The 16,056-nt window shown below is 41.2% G+C and carries 16 protein-coding genes and 2 pseudogenes; 13 read left to right on the top strand and 5 right to left on the bottom strand.

The window, feature by feature from the left end:
• Positions 1 to 64: 64 nt before the first annotated feature.
• The 5 genes and pseudogenes from cysT to NI466_RS01250 all read left to right on the top strand — a co-directional run bounded on the left by cysT (position 65) and on the right by NI466_RS01250 (position 5,160).
• Positions 65 to 898 (top strand): sulfate ABC transporter permease subunit CysT, encoded by an 834-nt coding sequence (cysT, locus tag NI466_RS01270; RefSeq protein WP_004279076.1) that lies wholly within the window; start codon positions 65 to 67, stop codon positions 896 to 898.
• The gene (gene cysW / locus NI466_RS01265) at positions 895 to 1,788 is read left to right on the top strand and encodes a sulfate ABC transporter permease subunit CysW (RefSeq protein WP_004279077.1); all 894 of its coding nucleotides are present in this window, start codon (positions 895 to 897) and stop codon (positions 1,786 to 1,788) included. Before cysT ends, cysW begins: the two co-directional genes overlap by 4 nt.
• A gap of 11 nt (positions 1,789 to 1,799) precedes the next feature.
• Positions 1,800 to 2,861, top strand: a complete 1,062-nt coding sequence (locus tag NI466_RS01260; protein WP_004645633.1) for a sulfate/molybdate ABC transporter ATP-binding protein — start codon at positions 1,800 to 1,802, stop codon at positions 2,859 to 2,861.
• A 53-nt stretch (positions 2,862 to 2,914) separates the two neighbouring features.
• A complete protein-coding gene (locus NI466_RS01255) occupies positions 2,915 to 3,838 on the top strand; it encodes a CysB family HTH-type transcriptional regulator (protein ID WP_253172458.1) in 924 nt (307 codons plus the stop codon).
• Between the two features lie 93 nt (positions 3,839 to 3,931).
• Positions 3,932 to 5,160, top strand: a pseudogene (locus tag NI466_RS01250) (OmpP1/FadL family transporter).
• A 61-nt stretch (positions 5,161 to 5,221) separates the two neighbouring features.
• On the opposite strand, the gene carO reads toward NI466_RS01250, so the two are convergent.
• Positions 5,222 to 5,953: an ornithine uptake porin CarO gene (gene carO / locus NI466_RS01245; RefSeq protein ID WP_253172457.1), complete on the bottom strand. Its 732-nt coding sequence runs from the start codon at positions 5,951 to 5,953 to the stop codon at positions 5,222 to 5,224.
• Positions 5,954 to 6,272: 319 nt separating this feature from the next.
• Here carO and dapD point away from each other — a divergent pair, with 319 nt between their 5' ends.
• From dapD to NI466_RS01220, 5 genes are all read left to right on the top strand, one after another.
• Positions 6,273 to 7,094, top strand: a complete 822-nt coding sequence (dapD, locus tag NI466_RS01240; protein ID WP_004645637.1) for a 2,3,4,5-tetrahydropyridine-2,6-dicarboxylate N-succinyltransferase — start codon at positions 6,273 to 6,275, stop codon at positions 7,092 to 7,094.
• A gap of 131 nt (positions 7,095 to 7,225) precedes the next feature.
• Entirely contained in the window at positions 7,226 to 7,936 is a 711-nt protein-coding gene (queE, locus tag NI466_RS01235; protein ID WP_253172456.1) for a 7-carboxy-7-deazaguanine synthase QueE, read from the top strand.
• Between the two features lie 34 nt (positions 7,937 to 7,970).
• Positions 7,971 to 8,639 (top strand): 7-cyano-7-deazaguanine synthase QueC, encoded by a 669-nt coding sequence (queC, locus tag NI466_RS01230; RefSeq protein WP_004731688.1) that lies wholly within the window; start codon positions 7,971 to 7,973, stop codon positions 8,637 to 8,639.
• 16 nt (positions 8,640 to 8,655) lie between these two features.
• Positions 8,656 to 9,069, top strand: a complete 414-nt coding sequence (locus tag NI466_RS01225; RefSeq protein ID WP_005097581.1) for a hypothetical protein — start codon at positions 8,656 to 8,658, stop codon at positions 9,067 to 9,069.
• Positions 9,070 to 9,151: 82 nt separating this feature from the next.
• Entirely contained in the window at positions 9,152 to 9,610 is a 459-nt protein-coding gene (locus tag NI466_RS01220) for a peroxiredoxin (protein WP_253172455.1), read from the top strand.
• An 86-nt stretch (positions 9,611 to 9,696) separates the two neighbouring features.
• Here the strand turns inward: NI466_RS01220 and NI466_RS01215 are convergent, their stop codons facing one another.
• Positions 9,697 to 10,260 (bottom strand): YceI family protein, encoded by a 564-nt coding sequence (locus NI466_RS01215; RefSeq protein WP_253172454.1) that lies wholly within the window; start codon positions 10,258 to 10,260, stop codon positions 9,697 to 9,699.
• Positions 10,261 to 10,667: 407 nt separating this feature from the next.
• Positions 10,668 to 11,273 carry a LysE/ArgO family amino acid transporter gene (locus NI466_RS01210; RefSeq protein ID WP_253172453.1) on the bottom strand — a complete coding sequence of 202 codons (606 nt, stop codon included), beginning with the start codon at positions 11,271 to 11,273 and terminating at the stop codon, positions 10,668 to 10,670.
• 104 nt (positions 11,274 to 11,377) lie between these two features.
• Between NI466_RS01210 and NI466_RS01205 the strand changes: the two genes are divergently transcribed.
• A complete protein-coding gene (locus tag NI466_RS01205; protein WP_253172452.1) occupies positions 11,378 to 12,283 on the top strand; it encodes a LysR family transcriptional regulator ArgP in 906 nt (301 codons plus the stop codon).
• 5 nt (positions 12,284 to 12,288) lie between these two features.
• Here the strand turns inward: NI466_RS01205 and NI466_RS01200 are convergent, their stop codons facing one another.
• The gene (locus tag NI466_RS01200; protein WP_253172451.1) at positions 12,289 to 12,858 is read right to left on the bottom strand and encodes a nicotinate-nicotinamide nucleotide adenylyltransferase; all 570 of its coding nucleotides are present in this window, start codon (positions 12,856 to 12,858) and stop codon (positions 12,289 to 12,291) included.
• A 103-nt stretch (positions 12,859 to 12,961) separates the two neighbouring features.
• Between NI466_RS01200 and NI466_RS01195 the strand changes: the two genes are divergently transcribed.
• Both NI466_RS01195 and NI466_RS01190 read left to right on the top strand, forming a co-directional pair.
• On the top strand, positions 12,962 to 13,762 hold the full coding sequence (locus NI466_RS01195) for an enoyl-CoA hydratase-related protein (RefSeq protein WP_253172450.1): 801 nt from the start codon (positions 12,962 to 12,964) through the stop codon (positions 13,760 to 13,762).
• A 71-nt stretch (positions 13,763 to 13,833) separates the two neighbouring features.
• Entirely contained in the window at positions 13,834 to 14,628 is a 795-nt protein-coding gene (locus NI466_RS01190; RefSeq protein ID WP_253172449.1) for a nitroreductase family protein, read from the top strand.
• A gap of 111 nt (positions 14,629 to 14,739) precedes the next feature.
• On the opposite strand, the pseudogene NI466_RS01185 reads toward NI466_RS01190, so the two are convergent.
• Positions 14,740 to 15,610: pseudogene (locus tag NI466_RS01185) on the bottom strand (IS982 family transposase).
• Positions 15,611 to 16,056 lie beyond the last annotated feature (446 nt).

Here is a 16,056-nt window from a genome sequence, read left to right as displayed (position 1 = left end):
CCAAATTTATTTTCTAATTTCGCTGGTTATTTTTAATCAGCATTCTCTCTTTTGAGGAGTAATCATGTCGCAGCGATCCCGAGTGCTGCCAGGATTTGGTCTTTCTCTAGGCTTTACCCTAGCGTATTTGTCATTAATCGTTTTGATCCCACTGTCAGCTGTTTTTATTAAATCACTGGGCATTGGCTGGGATGGCTTATGGGAAATCCTGAGCTCTGAACGTATCTTGAAATCATTGCAGTTAAGTTTCACCGCGGCCATTGTCGCTGCACTGGTCAATGTAGTGTTTGGCCTGTTACTGGCGTGGTGTCTGGTACGTTACAGCTTTCCGGGCAAACGTATTGTCGATGCTCTGGTAGATTTGCCTTTTGCTTTGCCAACCGCAGTTGCGGGTATTGCCCTGACCTCTTTATATGCACCGACCGGCTGGATTGGTCAATATTTAGAACCGATTGGCATTCAAGTCGCTTATACCCCGATTGGTATTACACTGGCATTGATCTTTATTGGTCTGCCTTTTGTAGTGCGTACGGTTCAGCCAGTCCTTAGCGATCTGGAAACCGAACTGGAAGAAGCTGCATCTGCATTGGGTGCCAACCGTTTTCAGATTGTGACCAAAGTGATTTTCCCAATTCTGCTGCCTGCGCTGATCACTGGCTTCGCTTTAGCCTTTGCCCGTGGTGTCGGTGAATATGGTTCAGTGATCTTTATTGCTGGTAACCAGCCTTTTGAAACGGAAATTGCACCGCTAATGATTATTTCTCGCCTAGAAGAATATGACTATGCCGGTGCAACCACGATTGCTGTCGTCATGCTACTGATTTCCTTCGTGATGCTATTCCTGATTAACTTATTACAAGCATGGGCCAGCCGTCGTACCGGGAGAACTGCGCGATGAGTTTAAATACCAACAGCAATGCGCTGGCTGAAAAGTTGCAATCCCGTGATGCAACCCGTGAGCCAACTTGGGTACGTTATACGCTGCTCACTATTGCCTTAATCTTCTTTTTAAGCTGCCTGATTCTGCCCTTGATTCTGGTTTTTGTTGAAGCCTTTAAACAAGGGGTTGGCGTTTATACCCAAGCGCTGGTGCATCCGGATACTCTGTCGGCAGTAAAACTTACCTTGCTGACGGCTGCAATCGCAGTACCGCTCAACGTCGTATTTGGTGTTGCGGCAGCCTGGTCTGTAGCGAAGTTCAACTTTCCGGGGAAATCATTCCTGACCACCATTATTGATCTCCCTTTCTCGGTTTCACCTGTGATCGCGGGTATGATGCTGGTGCTGATTTTCGGTACCCAAGGCTGGATGGGTTCTTGGCTGATGGATCACGATATCAAGATCCTTTATGCAGTGCCTGCGATTGTCCTAGCGACTATCTTTATTACGGTACCTTTTGTTGCGCGTGAGCTAATTCCGTTAATGGAAGCACAAGGAACCGAAGAAGAAGAAGCTGCGATTGTACTCGGTGCATCTGGCTGGCAGACTTTCTGGAAAGTGACCCTGCCCAATATCAAATGGGGTCTGATCTATGGCGTGATTCTGTGTAATGCGCGGGCCATGGGTGAATTTGGTGCGGTGTCGGTGGTTTCCGGCCATATCCGTGGTGAAACCAATACCTTGCCGCTACACGTCGAAATTCTTTATAACGAATATACCTTTAGTGCTGCGTTTGCCGTGTCTTCGCTTCTGGCTCTCCTCGCAATTGTGACCCTGATTTTAAAAACATGGGTGGAACTGCGCCAGGAAAAACAAGACAAACGTAATGAAGATTCAACAGTTTCTTAAGGAATGCCCACATGAGTATTCAAGTACAAAATATTGAAAAACACTTTGGTGCATTCCATGCACTTAAAAATATCTCGCTGGATTTCCCAGATGGTCAACTGGTCGCACTTCTTGGCCCATCCGGCTGTGGTAAAACCACTTTGCTACGGATTATTGCCGGTCTGGAATCTGCGGATGGCGGTCAGGTGATTTTAGAAGGTCAGGATGCCACCAATGTACATGTGCGTGAGCGTGAAGTTGGCTTTGTATTCCAGCACTATGCCCTATTCCGCCATATGACGGTATTTGACAATATTGCCTTTGGTTTGCGTGTTCGTCCGCGTAAAACCCGTCCATCGGAAGCAGAAATCAAGAAACGTGTGACTCGTTTGCTCGACTTGGTTCAGCTTGGTTTCCTGGCTGACCGATATCCAGCTCAACTTTCTGGTGGTCAGCGCCAGCGTATTGCCTTGGCACGTGCTTTGGCAGTTGAACCGCGCGTATTGTTACTGGATGAACCTTTCGGTGCACTGGATGCCAAAGTCCGTAAGGAGCTGCGTCGCTGGTTACGCACCCTGCATGACGAATTGCATATTACTTCTATTTTCGTAACACACGATCAGGAAGAAGCGCTTGAAGTTGCAGATCAAATCGTGGTGATGAACAAGGGCAATGTTGAACAAATTGGTTCACCACGTGAAGTCTATGAAACACCGAAAACCCCATTTGTATTCGACTTCTTAGGTCAGGCGAATCGTTTTGAAGGTCAAAACAATGCAGGCATCATCCAGCTCGGTGAAGACCGTATTCAATTCGAGGGTGCAAAAAATGCCGCTCAAGGTGAAGTGATTTTATTCGCACGTCCAGATGAACTACGCATTCATGCACAGCCACACGACAATGCCATTCAGGCGACCTTCATTCGTGAATTATGGATCGCGGGTAAAGTAGTTGCTGAGCTAAATGACCGTCAAGGCAATCTGATTGAAATTTTACTGACGCCTGATGAAGCGAGAGCGCATCAATTCCGCCCAAATCAAACTGTTTGGTTAAGTGCGGTGAATTTGCATTTATTTGAAAACCAGGTCGCTTAAGATCAAAAGATGGGGCTTTAAAATGCCCCATCCTCTTCTAGGGTAAGAGAATTATGAATTTCCAACAATTAAGAATTATACGAGAAACGGTTAGACAAAACTTTAATTTAACTGAAGCTTCTGCTGCGCTTTATACTTCACAGTCCGGGGTAAGTAAGCATATTAAAGATCTGGAAGATGAACTGGGGGTGCAGTTATTTATCCGTAAAGGTAAACGTCTACTGGGCTTAACCGAACCAGGTCAGGCACTTTTAGGCATTGTGGAACGCATGCTGGTCGATGCCGACAATATCAAACGTCTGGCCGATGATTTCAATAAAGTCGATGAAGGCACATTGACCATTGCCACGACGCATACCCAGGCGCGTTATGTGTTGCCACCAATTGTCAGCCAATTCAAAAAAGAATTCCCTAAAGTTCATTTGATTTTGCAACAGGCCAGCCCGGTTGAAATCACGGAAATGTTACTGCAAGGTCAAGCCGATATCGGTATTGCGACCGAAGCACTCACCACTGAAGATAATCTGGCCAGCGTGCCTTACTATAACTGGCAACACAGTATTATTACCCCCCAAAATCATCCACTGGCAAGTAAGGAACACGTGCTGATCGAAGATCTGGCGCACTACCCGATTATTACCTATCACGGTGGTCTTACCGGTCGCTCCAAGATTGATACCGCCTTTGAAGAAGCTGGTTTTGATGTGGATATTGTGATGTCCGCACTTGATGCCGATGTCATCAAGACCTATGTAGAAATGAATATGGGTGTCGGCATTGTCAACGATGTGGCCTATGACCCGGAGCGTGATTACCGCTTAAAGCAGATTAAAACCGATATTTTCGGCGTAAATACCACCTGGATTGCAGTACGTAAAGGTCATTTATTACGCGGTTATGGTTATGAGTTTATTTCTCTCTGCTCACCAGACGCAGATATTAAGGCACTGAAAAAAGTCGCCTATCCAGACGAATAAAGTGCACTATTTTAAGTTTTTAATCAAAGAGGCTACATGGCCTCTTTTTTATTTTTTGAGTGGATAAAGAATATAAATATCAAGCATAATCACGTGCATAATAAATTCAATTATACCAAGATGATCAATCATAAATTTGCTCTTTTCTCCATGGGCTTGTTTTTCTCCGGGTCAGGTTATGCAGCAGCGTTTGAACAATCTAACCAAAGCATTCAATCGTTTTTTGAAAAAATCATTATGCTGAAGTTTCATTGGCCTGGGTTCGCCCTGATATCAGCGGTCAGGTACAACATACCGAAGAGCTGCAACAATTAGGCATCACTGATTTTTCTACAGGAAATCTTACCCATAGCGAATGGGTTTCCAATGCCGCATTAAAAGTCCAATTGAATCCTCAAATGTCGTGGGGACTGATTTACGATCAGCCTTATTCTATAGATATCGCTTATCATTATGATCCTGTTTTTGCAGGTGCAACACTTCCAATTGAGGCTGCTACCATTCAGTTTAAGAGCCATAATTTGACCTCATTAATTGGCTTTCAACCAGACGATAACTGGAATTTTTATACAGGGCTAAGTTATCAAAGCTTAGAGGGAAATTTATATTTATCCGGGCAGACATTTTATATATTCAATGGTTATAGGGCCACATTTGAACGAGATCCCGCTTGGGGCTGGCTTGCAGGAATTAGTTATCAGATTCCAGAATATTTTTTTAGAACCGCACTGACCTATCGTTCTGCAATCACTCATCACAATAAAACCACTGAATCGATTGTTGTAGGTACAACTCCAGCACCTTATACAGAAATTCAAACTCCTCAGTCAGTAAATCTGGATTTTCAGACAGCTTTAACTGATCAAAATGCGCTCTATGGCACACTGCGTTGGTCGAACTGGCAAAATTTTGTCATTCAGCCGCCTAAATTCGGTGCAGTGATTGACTATGCGGCCTTAGAATTCCCAGAATTAAAATCATTCAGGATGATTGATTATCGGGAGGATCAATGGTCTGCCAAAATTGGTCTGGCACATCAATGGCCATCCTTTGGTATTAATTTTATTGAACTATTATGGGATTCTGGTACGGGAAATCCAGCTTCTACCTTGAATCCGAGTGATGGTTATTGGGGGGTGGGTTTGGGCTATTTTCAGAATTTTCGAAAACACTGGGATATTGCTACAGGACTATATTATTTAAAGTTTCAAAAACCTGAAATTTCCTCATCCGAACCTATTACGCCACAGATTGCAGGTTTATCCGCTGTTGCAGATAATAGTGCCTGGATCGTGGGCTTAAAACTGGGTTATCACTTTTAAAATGCTCATTACAATGCATAAAAAAACGAGCCGAAGCTCGTTTTTTTTATGCAGCTAAAGCTTAAAAGCGGAAGCTTACACCCAGTTTCGCTACTGGTAGCCATTCGTATTCATTATCGTTACGAATATTGTCTTCCTCAAAACCAACTTGTTGCGCAAAGTCAGCAGTAACCCCTGGAGTATTAGGAGTAGCTGATCCACTTGGAGTTAAGTTAACTGTTGGGTTGCCATTATAATAGGCACCAATCTCACCGAATACGCCCCAACGGTTGGTAATGGCTGGTGAGAAGCCAATCCCTACATAAGGTGCGAGATTGTTTTTATATGATAGATCACCATTAATACGCGCCTCTCCATCAGCACGGAATTCAATACCATTTACAGAAAAAGTTTCATTATTACCAACTCGACGATCAATTTTATAATCATTGTCAATATATGCTACACCTGCCGCCATATAGAACCAGTTCGCCCAAGGACGAATCTCAGCGTTTAAATAGGTCAGGTTATTGTCCATATCCAGGTCATATTTAGAACCATTGATTGACAAGTCATCAGACCAGGAAATATCACCACCGTTATAGCCTAAAGTCACGCCGACATATGGGTTCACGTTCCATGAAAGTGCACCACCATAACCGGTAGTACCGACTTCAGCACGAACAGCTGCGGGTTTAAAGAAAGAAAAAGATGCCACACCTTCATCTGTTACGATTGTTTCATCAGCAGCCATCGCAGAGCTCGCTGCTAAAGCTAAAACCGATACTGCTAAAATGTTATGTAAAGATTTCATTATTTCTCTCCTCAAAAGAACTTATTTTGATCATTAGTTATTCGTGATAGGCTCAATATAAAGGACTTAAAAAATATTTTTTATTCGCATTTTGCTCATCTTTTGTTATTTTTTGATACAAATTAATTTTTCTTGTTGAGAACCAAGTGTTTTCTAACACTTCTCCTACATTTCAACATAATGAAAAAGTATACTTATCACTTTAATAATTTCACGCTTTCTACACTTTTGGTTATTTTTCATCTATTTTTAGTGCTTTCAACTATTTTTCCTGCAATATAGTGTAAAATCTAGAAAAATTTTTTCTGGAAGGAAGATCATGTCGCAGCTTTCAACAATCATTGAACAAGCGTTTGAAGACCGTGCGAATTTTACAGCTGCAGATTGCTCTGCTGAAATCCGTCAAGCAGTTGAGGAAGTAATTGCTGGTCTAGACAATGGTACTTTACGTGTTGCTGAAAAAATCGATGGTGAATGGGTTGTTCATCAATGGATTAAAAAAGCGGTATTGTTATCATTTAAATTAAACGACAACAAACCAATGGAAGCCTGTGATCTTCGTTTCTATGACAAAGTAGAGACTAAATTCTCAGGCTGGACTGAAGAACAATTCAAGGCTGCTGGCGTACGCGTCGTACCACCTGCTGTCGCACGTAAAGGTTCTTTCCAAGCCAAAGGCGTGATCTTGATGCCTTCTTATGTCAACATCGGTGCTTATGTAGATGAAGGCACGATGGTTGATACTTGGGCAACTGTAGGTTCATGTGCGCAAATTGGTAAAAATGTTCACTTGTCAGGTGGTGTAGGTATTGGTGGTGTGCTTGAACCGCTTCAAGCGAATCCAACCATTATTGAAGATAACTGCTTTATCGGTGCACGTTCTGAAATTGTGGAAGGCGTAATCGTTGAAGAAGGTTCTGTGATTTCAATGGGCGTATTCATTGGTCAATCGACCAAGATTTATGACCGTGCCACTGGCGAAATTCATTATGGTCGCGTACCAGCAGGTTCTGTCGTTGTTGCAGGTAGCCTTCCATCTAAATGCGGTACTTATAGCTTGTATGCTGCCATTATCGTGAAAAAAGTTGATGCACAAACTCGTTCTAAAACAAGTCTGAACGATCTATTACGCGAAGACTAAAATGTCTTAACTTAGAGGACACATTTGTGTTCCTCGGAGCTTCAACTGCTCCTCGTCTCTACGATTAGTAATAATCGTAGGGATTTTTATTTTTATACCCGGTTATTTATTTCTCATTGGTTAGTTTTGTTATGAATACGCTTCGATCTTCCGCAATTCCTGTCTCTGATCCGTCTGCGGGTTTACGCATTACGGAGATTTTCTATTCATTGCAAGGTGAAGCCAATGCCGCAGGACTGCCAACGGTATTTATCCGTTTAACCGGTTGTCCATTACGTTGTAGCTATTGTGATACCACCTATTCCTTTGAAGGCGGTGAGCGTCAGTCTCTGGACGATATTATCCAGACCACGCTAGATTTTAAAACCCCTTATGTCTGTGTGACCGGTGGTGAACCACTGGCACAACCAAATGCCCTACCCCTGATGCAGCGACTTGCAGATTTAGGATGTCAGGTTTCACTTGAAACCAGTGGCGCTTTAGATGTGTCCAAAGTGGATTCACGTGTTTCCAAAGTTTTAGATTTAAAAACACCAACTTCAGGTGAAGTTGCACGAAATTTGCTTTCTAATCTCGATCATTTAACTGCACATGATCAAATCAAGTTTGTGATATGCAATCGTGAAGATTATGAATGGTCAAAACAGCAGCTTGAACAGTACCAACTTCAAGACAAAGTGAGTACAGTTTGGTTTTCGCCTGCATTTGCGGTCGAAAAAGGTGCGGTTTGTTTACCCCCACTGGCACGTGATTTGGCTCAGTGGATTTTAGAAGACCATCTCCCTGTTCGTTTCCAGTTACAGCTGCACAAGTTGTTATGGAATGATGAAACTGGTCGTTAATTTTTTGTAAAGTATTTTTTTGGAGAATCAGCTTATGCGCCCTCGTGCCATTGTACTGTTATCTGGCGGATTAGACTCAACAACATGTCTGGCTTGGGCGCAGGCACGCTATGAATGTATCGCACTCAGTTTTCGATATGGTCAGCGTTCAACCACCGAGCTGGATGCAGCAAAGGCTTTAACGCAACGTGCGGGTGTGGAACATCGAGTGATCAATATTGATCTGGGTAATCTGGGTGGCTCAGCCCTTACCGATCATAGTATTGAGGTGCCCGACCATGAACAGGCTGGCATTCCGATTACCTATGTTCCGGCACGTAATACCATCTTCCTGTCTTATGCGCTCGCGGCAGCTGAAGTGTTCGAAGCTGAAGCGATTGTTATCGGAATTAATGCAGTTGATTACTCCGGTTATCCGGATTGCCGTCCGGAATTTATCGAGGCATTTGCCAACATGGCACGCCTTGCGACCAAGGTTGGCGTAGAGGGTCAGGCGCTCAAATTTGAAACACCTTTGTTACATTTATCCAAAGCAAATATTATTCGCTTAGGTATTGAACATGGCGTAGACTACAGTCAAACGGTGTCATGCTATCAAGCAGATGACCAAGGACGTGCCTGTGGCAAATGCGACAGTTGTCGTTTACGTAAACAGGGTTTTGCGGACGCAGGTGTTGAAGACCCGACACGTTATATACCGTAATAACAAGGTAGAGTTTATGAAGAATTTAAAATCAAGCATCGTGCTTTCAGCAATTGTTTCAGCTGCTGCTATGTTCGCAACTACGGCTCAAGCGGCTGATGACAAATTACAACAAGCTTATAAAAGCACCAATGTAAAATCTGCATTGATCAATGTTTGTAAAAATGAAACTGGCAAAAGTAAAAAATTGACGGCTGCTGAAGTCAGCAAATATTGTGGTTGTGCTATTGAAGCAGATGGAAAATTAACCAATGCACAAAAATGGGAAATTCAAAGCACCATTAACCAGAAGAAAAGCCCAGGCACTTTAGCTTTTGTACAGAAGCAGAATAAAGATCTTCAAGCATGCTTTGGTCCACAGTTAACAGGCAAACTGAAAACTTTGACTGAAGAAGCAATGAAATCAGCCCAAGCGGCACCAAAGAAATAATATCTGATTATTCTTTGATAAAATAAGCCACTATAATGTGGCTTATTTTTTTTGAAAAAATTTAGAGAAAACAGGAGTTTTTATGTCTGAAATTAGTTTGCTTGACCAGAATTTTCCTGCGACCACAGGCGAAATCAATTTAACCCAGTTAAATACAGAATGGCTGGTGATTTATTTTTATCCTAAAGATTCTACACCGGGCTGCACAACTCAGGCAGTCGGATTTTCCTGTTTAAAAGATCAGTTCGATGCTTTAAACACCACAATTCTTGGCGTATCCCGTGATTCGGTAAAAGCTCATCAGAACTTTACTGAAAAGCAGAATTTGAGTATCAATCTGATCAGCGATAAAGAAGAAATTTTGTGTCATCATTTTGATGTGATTAAAAAAAAGAACATGTATGGCAAACAAGTGATGGGCATTGAGCGTTCAACTTTTATTTTCTATAACGGCCAACTGGTCAAAGAATACCGTAAGGTCAAAGCAGCAGGTCACGCAGAACAAGTTCTGGAAGATTTAAAAGCTTTGCAAGCTGCTTAATTGCATGCTTACCGTATAGACAAAAGCTCGAAATATTCGGGCTTTTTTACAATAAATGTCATATCATCAAGTATTTTATATTTACTCTAGTTCATTTCGCACTGTCCCGAAAGATGAAGATTCACTTTATCTCCTACCCCGGCAATTCCTTTTTTCATACCAAAATCCCTACGGTTAATCACGGCAGATGCCTGAACATCAAGCAGGTTGGCATTCGACATACTGGGTTTAAAGGTTGTTTCGAAAATCACAGACTTGGTCACACCACGCAGGGTTAAATGACCTAAAACATTGTATTTGCCATTACCCAGGTCTTTAAACTGGATACTTTTAAAAATTACAGTCTTATATTTTTCTACATAAAACAGGTCTTCGCCCAAAATCATATGTTTAAATAGCGGCTTACTGAAGCTTAAACTTTCAACATCCATGACCAGATGGGTGGAGGCATTTTGCGGTGCTTTAGCGTCAAACTGCATCGTGGATTGAACCTGATTGAACTTGGCTTTAACTACAGTAAGACCCATCGACTTAATCTCAAAACCGACATCACTTTTGGGAGTTAAGGTCCATGATCTTGCAAAAGACGAACTGGTCAAAGCTAAACAGATCGCTAGGCTAAGGAGCCCAGTTTTTATTATTGTTTTCAATTTTAAATCCACCTTGTTTAATTTCTTATTGATCGGATTTAAGTACACGGCTTAATCTGAAACTAAATTTTCTTGTTTTTTGAGCGAACAGGTTTTCGTTATTTTTATACCAGTTTATTGAAGTTTTTGTAAAATCATTCATGACTAACGGACAAAATACTTGCGCTGATTTTTCTCTAATAAGTGGTCCTGCTAAGCTAGCAGGAGACTGGTGTCATCTTATAAAATTCTGATTTTATAAATTTTTTATATAAGACAGATCGTTGATTTTAAGCTCAATATAGATTGAAATATCCATACTTGCAGCACTGAAAAGAGTTGTGTTCTGCGCTGCCTATTCTCGATCACTATCTAAAATAAAACGCTTAGACAACTCTTAACCGATTTATCGACTTTCGTAGCCTGAATCAAATACTGAGGATTAATGACACTGCGACGCCCCACATAGTACAGGCAATAATAGCATCCAGTATTTTCCATGCTTTTGGATGTTGGAACCAAGGCGTCAGTATCTTTGCCCCATATCCCAAACTAAAGAAGAAAAACCAGGAAGCACAGATAGCACCTAAAGCAAACCACCATTTTCCTAAGGCGTATTGGGTTGAAATTGATCCAATCAATATGACTGTGTCTAAGTAAACATGCGGATTTAGCCAGGTAAAAGCCAAGCAGATCATCAGTACTTGTAGAAAATGCTCTATTAGCTGATCACTTGGTGCCAAAACCTCTGTTGATTTAAATGCGCTGATCGCATGGCGTAAACCATAATAAAACAGGAATCCTGCGCCAATATATTTAGAAAATATAACAATATCCGGATAATGTTCAATAACGCGCGCAAAGCCCAGTACGCCAAGCAGAATTAAAATGGAATCAGACAAGGCACAAATCACACAGACCCAGAACACATGCTGCTGTTTTAAACCTTGCTTTAATACAAAAGCATTCTGTGCACCGATACTGACAATCAGGCTCATTCCCACAGCAAAACCACTCATCATATAACTGAACATCACATTCCCCTTTTTTTGAATAAATGAATTATGCAAAAAAATGAGTGCGATTAATTAAAACTAAGTTAATATCAATTTAACTAAATTATTTTTAGATAACAGATATGCTGAATGCAAAACAATGTGATGCTTTTTACGCAGTTGCAAAAACGGGAAGTTTCGATCTTGCTGCCGAGCAGCTAAATATTACTGCCTCGGCAGTGACCCTTCGTGTTCAAAGTCTGGAAAAAAAATTGGGACAATTGCTTCTGGTGAGAGATCGGCCTTGCCGTGTGACTCAATCCGGACAAACCTTATTGCATTATTTACAGCATCAACGTTTGCTAGAACAGAATCTGATGCAGGATTTGGGTGGACAATTGCAACAGGAAGGTTTCTATTGTCTGAATATTGCCACCAATGCTGATTCGCTCGCGACCTGGCTATTACCAACCTTACAAGCCCAGCTGATCCAGCATAAAATTGTGTTGCATTTTCAGGTGGATGATCAATCACAGACTCATCATCTGTTAGAAGCAGGTCTCGTCAATGCCTGTTTGAGTACTGAAGCCAAGGCAATGAAAGGTTGCCGGGCAGAATTGATCGGACAGATGCAATACCGTCTCGTTGCTACGCCTGAATTTTCCCGAAACTGGTTTCATCAAGGCGTACATCGGGATGCGCTACGCCTTGCCCCTGCCATTATTTTTAATGAAAAAGACCAACTCCATACCCAATTTATTCAGCACGAATTTGGCCTGAACCTTGCTCAATATCCTCACTTTTTTATTCCATCGACCCATGCATTTTTTGATGCGATTGTCATGGGTCTAGGCTATGGCTGGCTGCCGGACTATCAAACTAGGAATTTGCTGGAGTCAGGTGAACTGCTTGAACTTTCAAGTGAGATGCGAATTGAAGTGCCCTTGTATTGGCATCACTGGAAAGAACAGTCTCCTGGTCTAGAAATCCTTGGGGAATGTTTGAAACAACATGCTCAAACGACCATGAATCAACCCATAACAACCTGATACTTTTAAAGCAGATTGGTTTTATCATTCTGGGCGAATTTTTCACTGAGTTGCTGATAGATCGTGGTTTGTTGGAAATTTTCTAGAAAATCAATCGTGCCTTGTGGAAATTTATCTCGTTGAATTTCGCCACGATAATAAGCTTCACGCATCGGCGTGGCGGATAAGGCATCTTCCAGGCTGTCAAGTTCAACCATTTCCCATTCTGGGAAAAACTTTAAATAATAAGAAGAATCATCTTTAAAGTGCCCAATCAGCCCAACTTTGGCATCCGGTTCAATGACCTGATTCACCAGCGATTTCACTAGTTTCTGCCATTTTTCATCATTATAAACATCTATGACTTCTACGAATTTGATCCGAGCTTGATCTTCAGGACTGAAATTTGACAGGATCATGGCTTCACGCTCCGAAGCCAAAAATGGATTCTTGATATTGCGTTCATTTTGCGCAGAACCGAGAGCCAAAATCACATGTTGACTGTGCTGCAGGGCAATATTAATAGTTTGCATGTGTGCCAGATGAAAAGGCTGAAAACGGCCAATGAAAACCAGATAATCAAATGTATAGTTCATAAGGGATCAGTTTTTTATGACTCATGAGTTGTGCTGCCCCAATAAATATGCGACATAATCATTCCCATAAAATCAAATTAAGTTTTAAAGCAAGGATAGTACGATGACACTGAGCTGTATTCAACAACCTCATGAGCATTTGAATGCGAATTTAGAACATGGTGTACTCACTTTAGCCATCAATCGCCCGGAAGCGAAAAATGCGTTATATAGTGAGCTTTATCTCTGGATTGCGAAAGCTTTAGATGAAGCAGATCAGGCACCTGAAGTTCGTGTAGTTGTATTGCGTGGTCAGGATGCAGACTTTAGTGCGGGCAATGACATGCAGGATTTTATGAAATCTGCCGCGAAGAAAGGTCAGGCACCCGCTGCTGAAGGTCCGCCGTTTATTTTACTCAAGTCTGCTGCAAAATTTTCCAAGCCTTTGATTGCAGCCGTGCGTGGTGTTGCAATCGGTATTGGTGTGACGATCTTATTGCATTGTGATCTGGTCTATAGTGACAATACTGCTCTGTTCCAGATTCCATTTGTCAGTCTGGGTCTATCGCCTGAAGGCGCTTCAAGCAAGCTGTTGATTCAGCAGGCGGGTTATCATAAAGCCGCCGAATTATTGCTGACTGCGCAAAAATTCAATAGTGAAAAAGCACTCGACGCAGGTCTGGTGAATAGCATTGAAGAAGATGTTTACACTAAAGCAGCAGCACAAGCTGCCCAGCTCTCTGCCCTGCCATTAGCATCTCTGGTGCAATCTAAAGCTTTGATGAAACACAATGTGAATGAAATTGTGGAATGGATTGACCATGAAGCAGAAATTTTCATGCAGCGTGTAGGCTCGCCAGAAATGCTGGAAGCGGTTCAAGCGTTTATGCAAAAACGTAAACCTGATTTCACACAATTCAACTAATTTTCAAACTTATGAGTTCAATGAGGTAGTTTAGACTGCCTCAATCTTTTATTTTTCCAAGAATCTGAAATATGCCAAATCAAAACTCCCAAACCTCTTCCCAAACAACAGATAGTTCAAATCCAGAAAAGAAACGTTATTACGAACCTGCACCTCAAGATATAGATATAGATAATTTTCGTAAGGTGATTGAAAGCCGACGTTCGGTGCGTAAATTTACCAAAAAGCCAATTCCTGTCGAAATTCTGGATGCCTGTCTAGATCTGGCATTGTTGGCACCAAATTCATCGAACTTGCAGCCTTGGACTTTTTATGTTGTACAAAATCCGGGCAAGAAAAAACGTCTGGTCAAAGCCTGTATGAGTCAACTGGCAGCCAAAACAGCTTCTGAGCTAATTGTCTGTATCGCACGTACCGACCGTATTGATGAAATGGCGAAACGTAATGTGAATGAATTTCCATTTCCTGAAGCACCGCCCGCGATTAAGAAATACTATAAATATATTCCTTACAACTATAAGACTGGTTATCTGAATGCTTTTGGTAACTTTAAGAAAGTGGCTTTCAAAGTTGCCCGTACACTGGATAAACAAATGCCAGTGTCTGCTTTCAGTCCGGCTGATGCGAAACTCTGGGCAACCAAAACGACGGCGCTTGCTTGTGAAAATCTGGTTTTAGCCTTGCGAGCCTATGGTTTTGACAGCTGTATGATGGAAGGTTTTGATGAGCCGATGGTCCGTGAAATTCTGAAATTAAATGATGAACAGTATCCGGTCATGGTAATTGGTGCGGGTGAACGTGCCGAAGATGGAGTATTCTTCCCGCAGTACCGTTTTGATCGTGAACTGTTTATTCAGAAGGTTTAAGCTTCACATCTATAGAAATTAAATACCTTAAATCTGATAGATATCTTGTGACATGGATGTCACATAATTCACTCTTTATGCGCTAAAAACTATACATAACCCGAATCCTGTTTAAGCCAATGACGTCATAATTTGAATTGTTAGCTTATTTTGATGAGTGAGTTGGTATGCACATAACGATGCATAAGTCCCACTTAAAAAGCCTGCCACACTTCTAGCTTTACTTGTCACCAAATTGTATTGCCCTTTCAATAAGCTGAATAATGTTTCTATTTTATTGCGTTGCCTTAGGTGATATTCATCTGATGTACAGAGTTGAATAGCCTGCATATTCTTCCGATGATAAGTAATTAAATCAATACCTTGATCTTTCAATCTACTTTTTAGTTCTTGGCTGATATAACCACGATCTGCATAGAGCTTTGCTTCTAAGCCCTCAACCAAATGCTCAACCATTTTTATGTCAGCCACATGCCCATTGGATAATGCTGAACAAACTATTTCTCCAAGTTGATTCATCACAACATGTAATTTACAGCCGTAGAACCAGCCCATTAAGCTTTTACCACGAGAAGCAATTTTAGATAATGATTTATGGCGTTGAATCCGTTGGTTTTTACAGACAGGTAAAGTGGTTGAATCAACCCATAAATATTGGCTCCGTTGACCTTTCATTAAGGCTACATGTAAAGCATGTAGTGTCAACTGATGCATATTAATGAGGTGAATCATCCGTTGGTAACAGGGTAAGCTATTAAATAAAGCGCTTTTATCTTCCTTTAACCATGTGAAAAATGCTTTGAAATTGTTGAAATGAGAGCATTTATACCAAATGGCGATAAAACTAATTTCAGAGATAGTCAGTTGGGGCAGTTCGAATTCTTACAGCATGACAACTTTGTTTGAGAAATGTCCAATAAGTTGCTTCAAATTTAAGAAAGAAATCATCAATTATGCAGAATAATTCAGTACTATTGAACATCAGGACGAGAGCTTTAAGTTTGGTGTGGTAACTCAACTGATGGCTCTAGTCCTCTTATTTTTCAAGTCAATTTCTTATCCGAGATTCAGGTTATTTAAAAATAATAGATATCTTTTATAATTAAAAAATAATCATCTGTTTAATTCAAATAATAAATCATTTTAACTGGATCAAAGCCAATTACGGGACAGCATTAACATTTAAAGCAGCAACAGGGGTTGAAGCACAATGAAAAAAATAATGCTTTTAATAAGCTCAACTATTAGTCTAATCCTATCAGGCTGTTCAACTATGCCAATGAAAAATTCAATATCATTTCAGATAAATGATCACTTAAAAGGACAGGATGTGGTTTATAGAAACAAATGGCCTGAATGTAGTAACCTGACGATGACTCCAGATGCGATAAAAAAACAAAAATATATTACATCCTATAGTCGCTGTAA

The sequence above is a fragment of the Acinetobacter lwoffii genome, assembly GCF_024129595.1.
In the GTDB taxonomy this organism is placed as follows: Bacteria; Pseudomonadota; Gammaproteobacteria; order Pseudomonadales; family Moraxellaceae; genus Acinetobacter; species Acinetobacter lwoffii_O.
The sequence above is the reverse complement of the archived record's forward strand: the minus strand, read 5'-3'. Positions and strand labels throughout refer to the sequence as shown.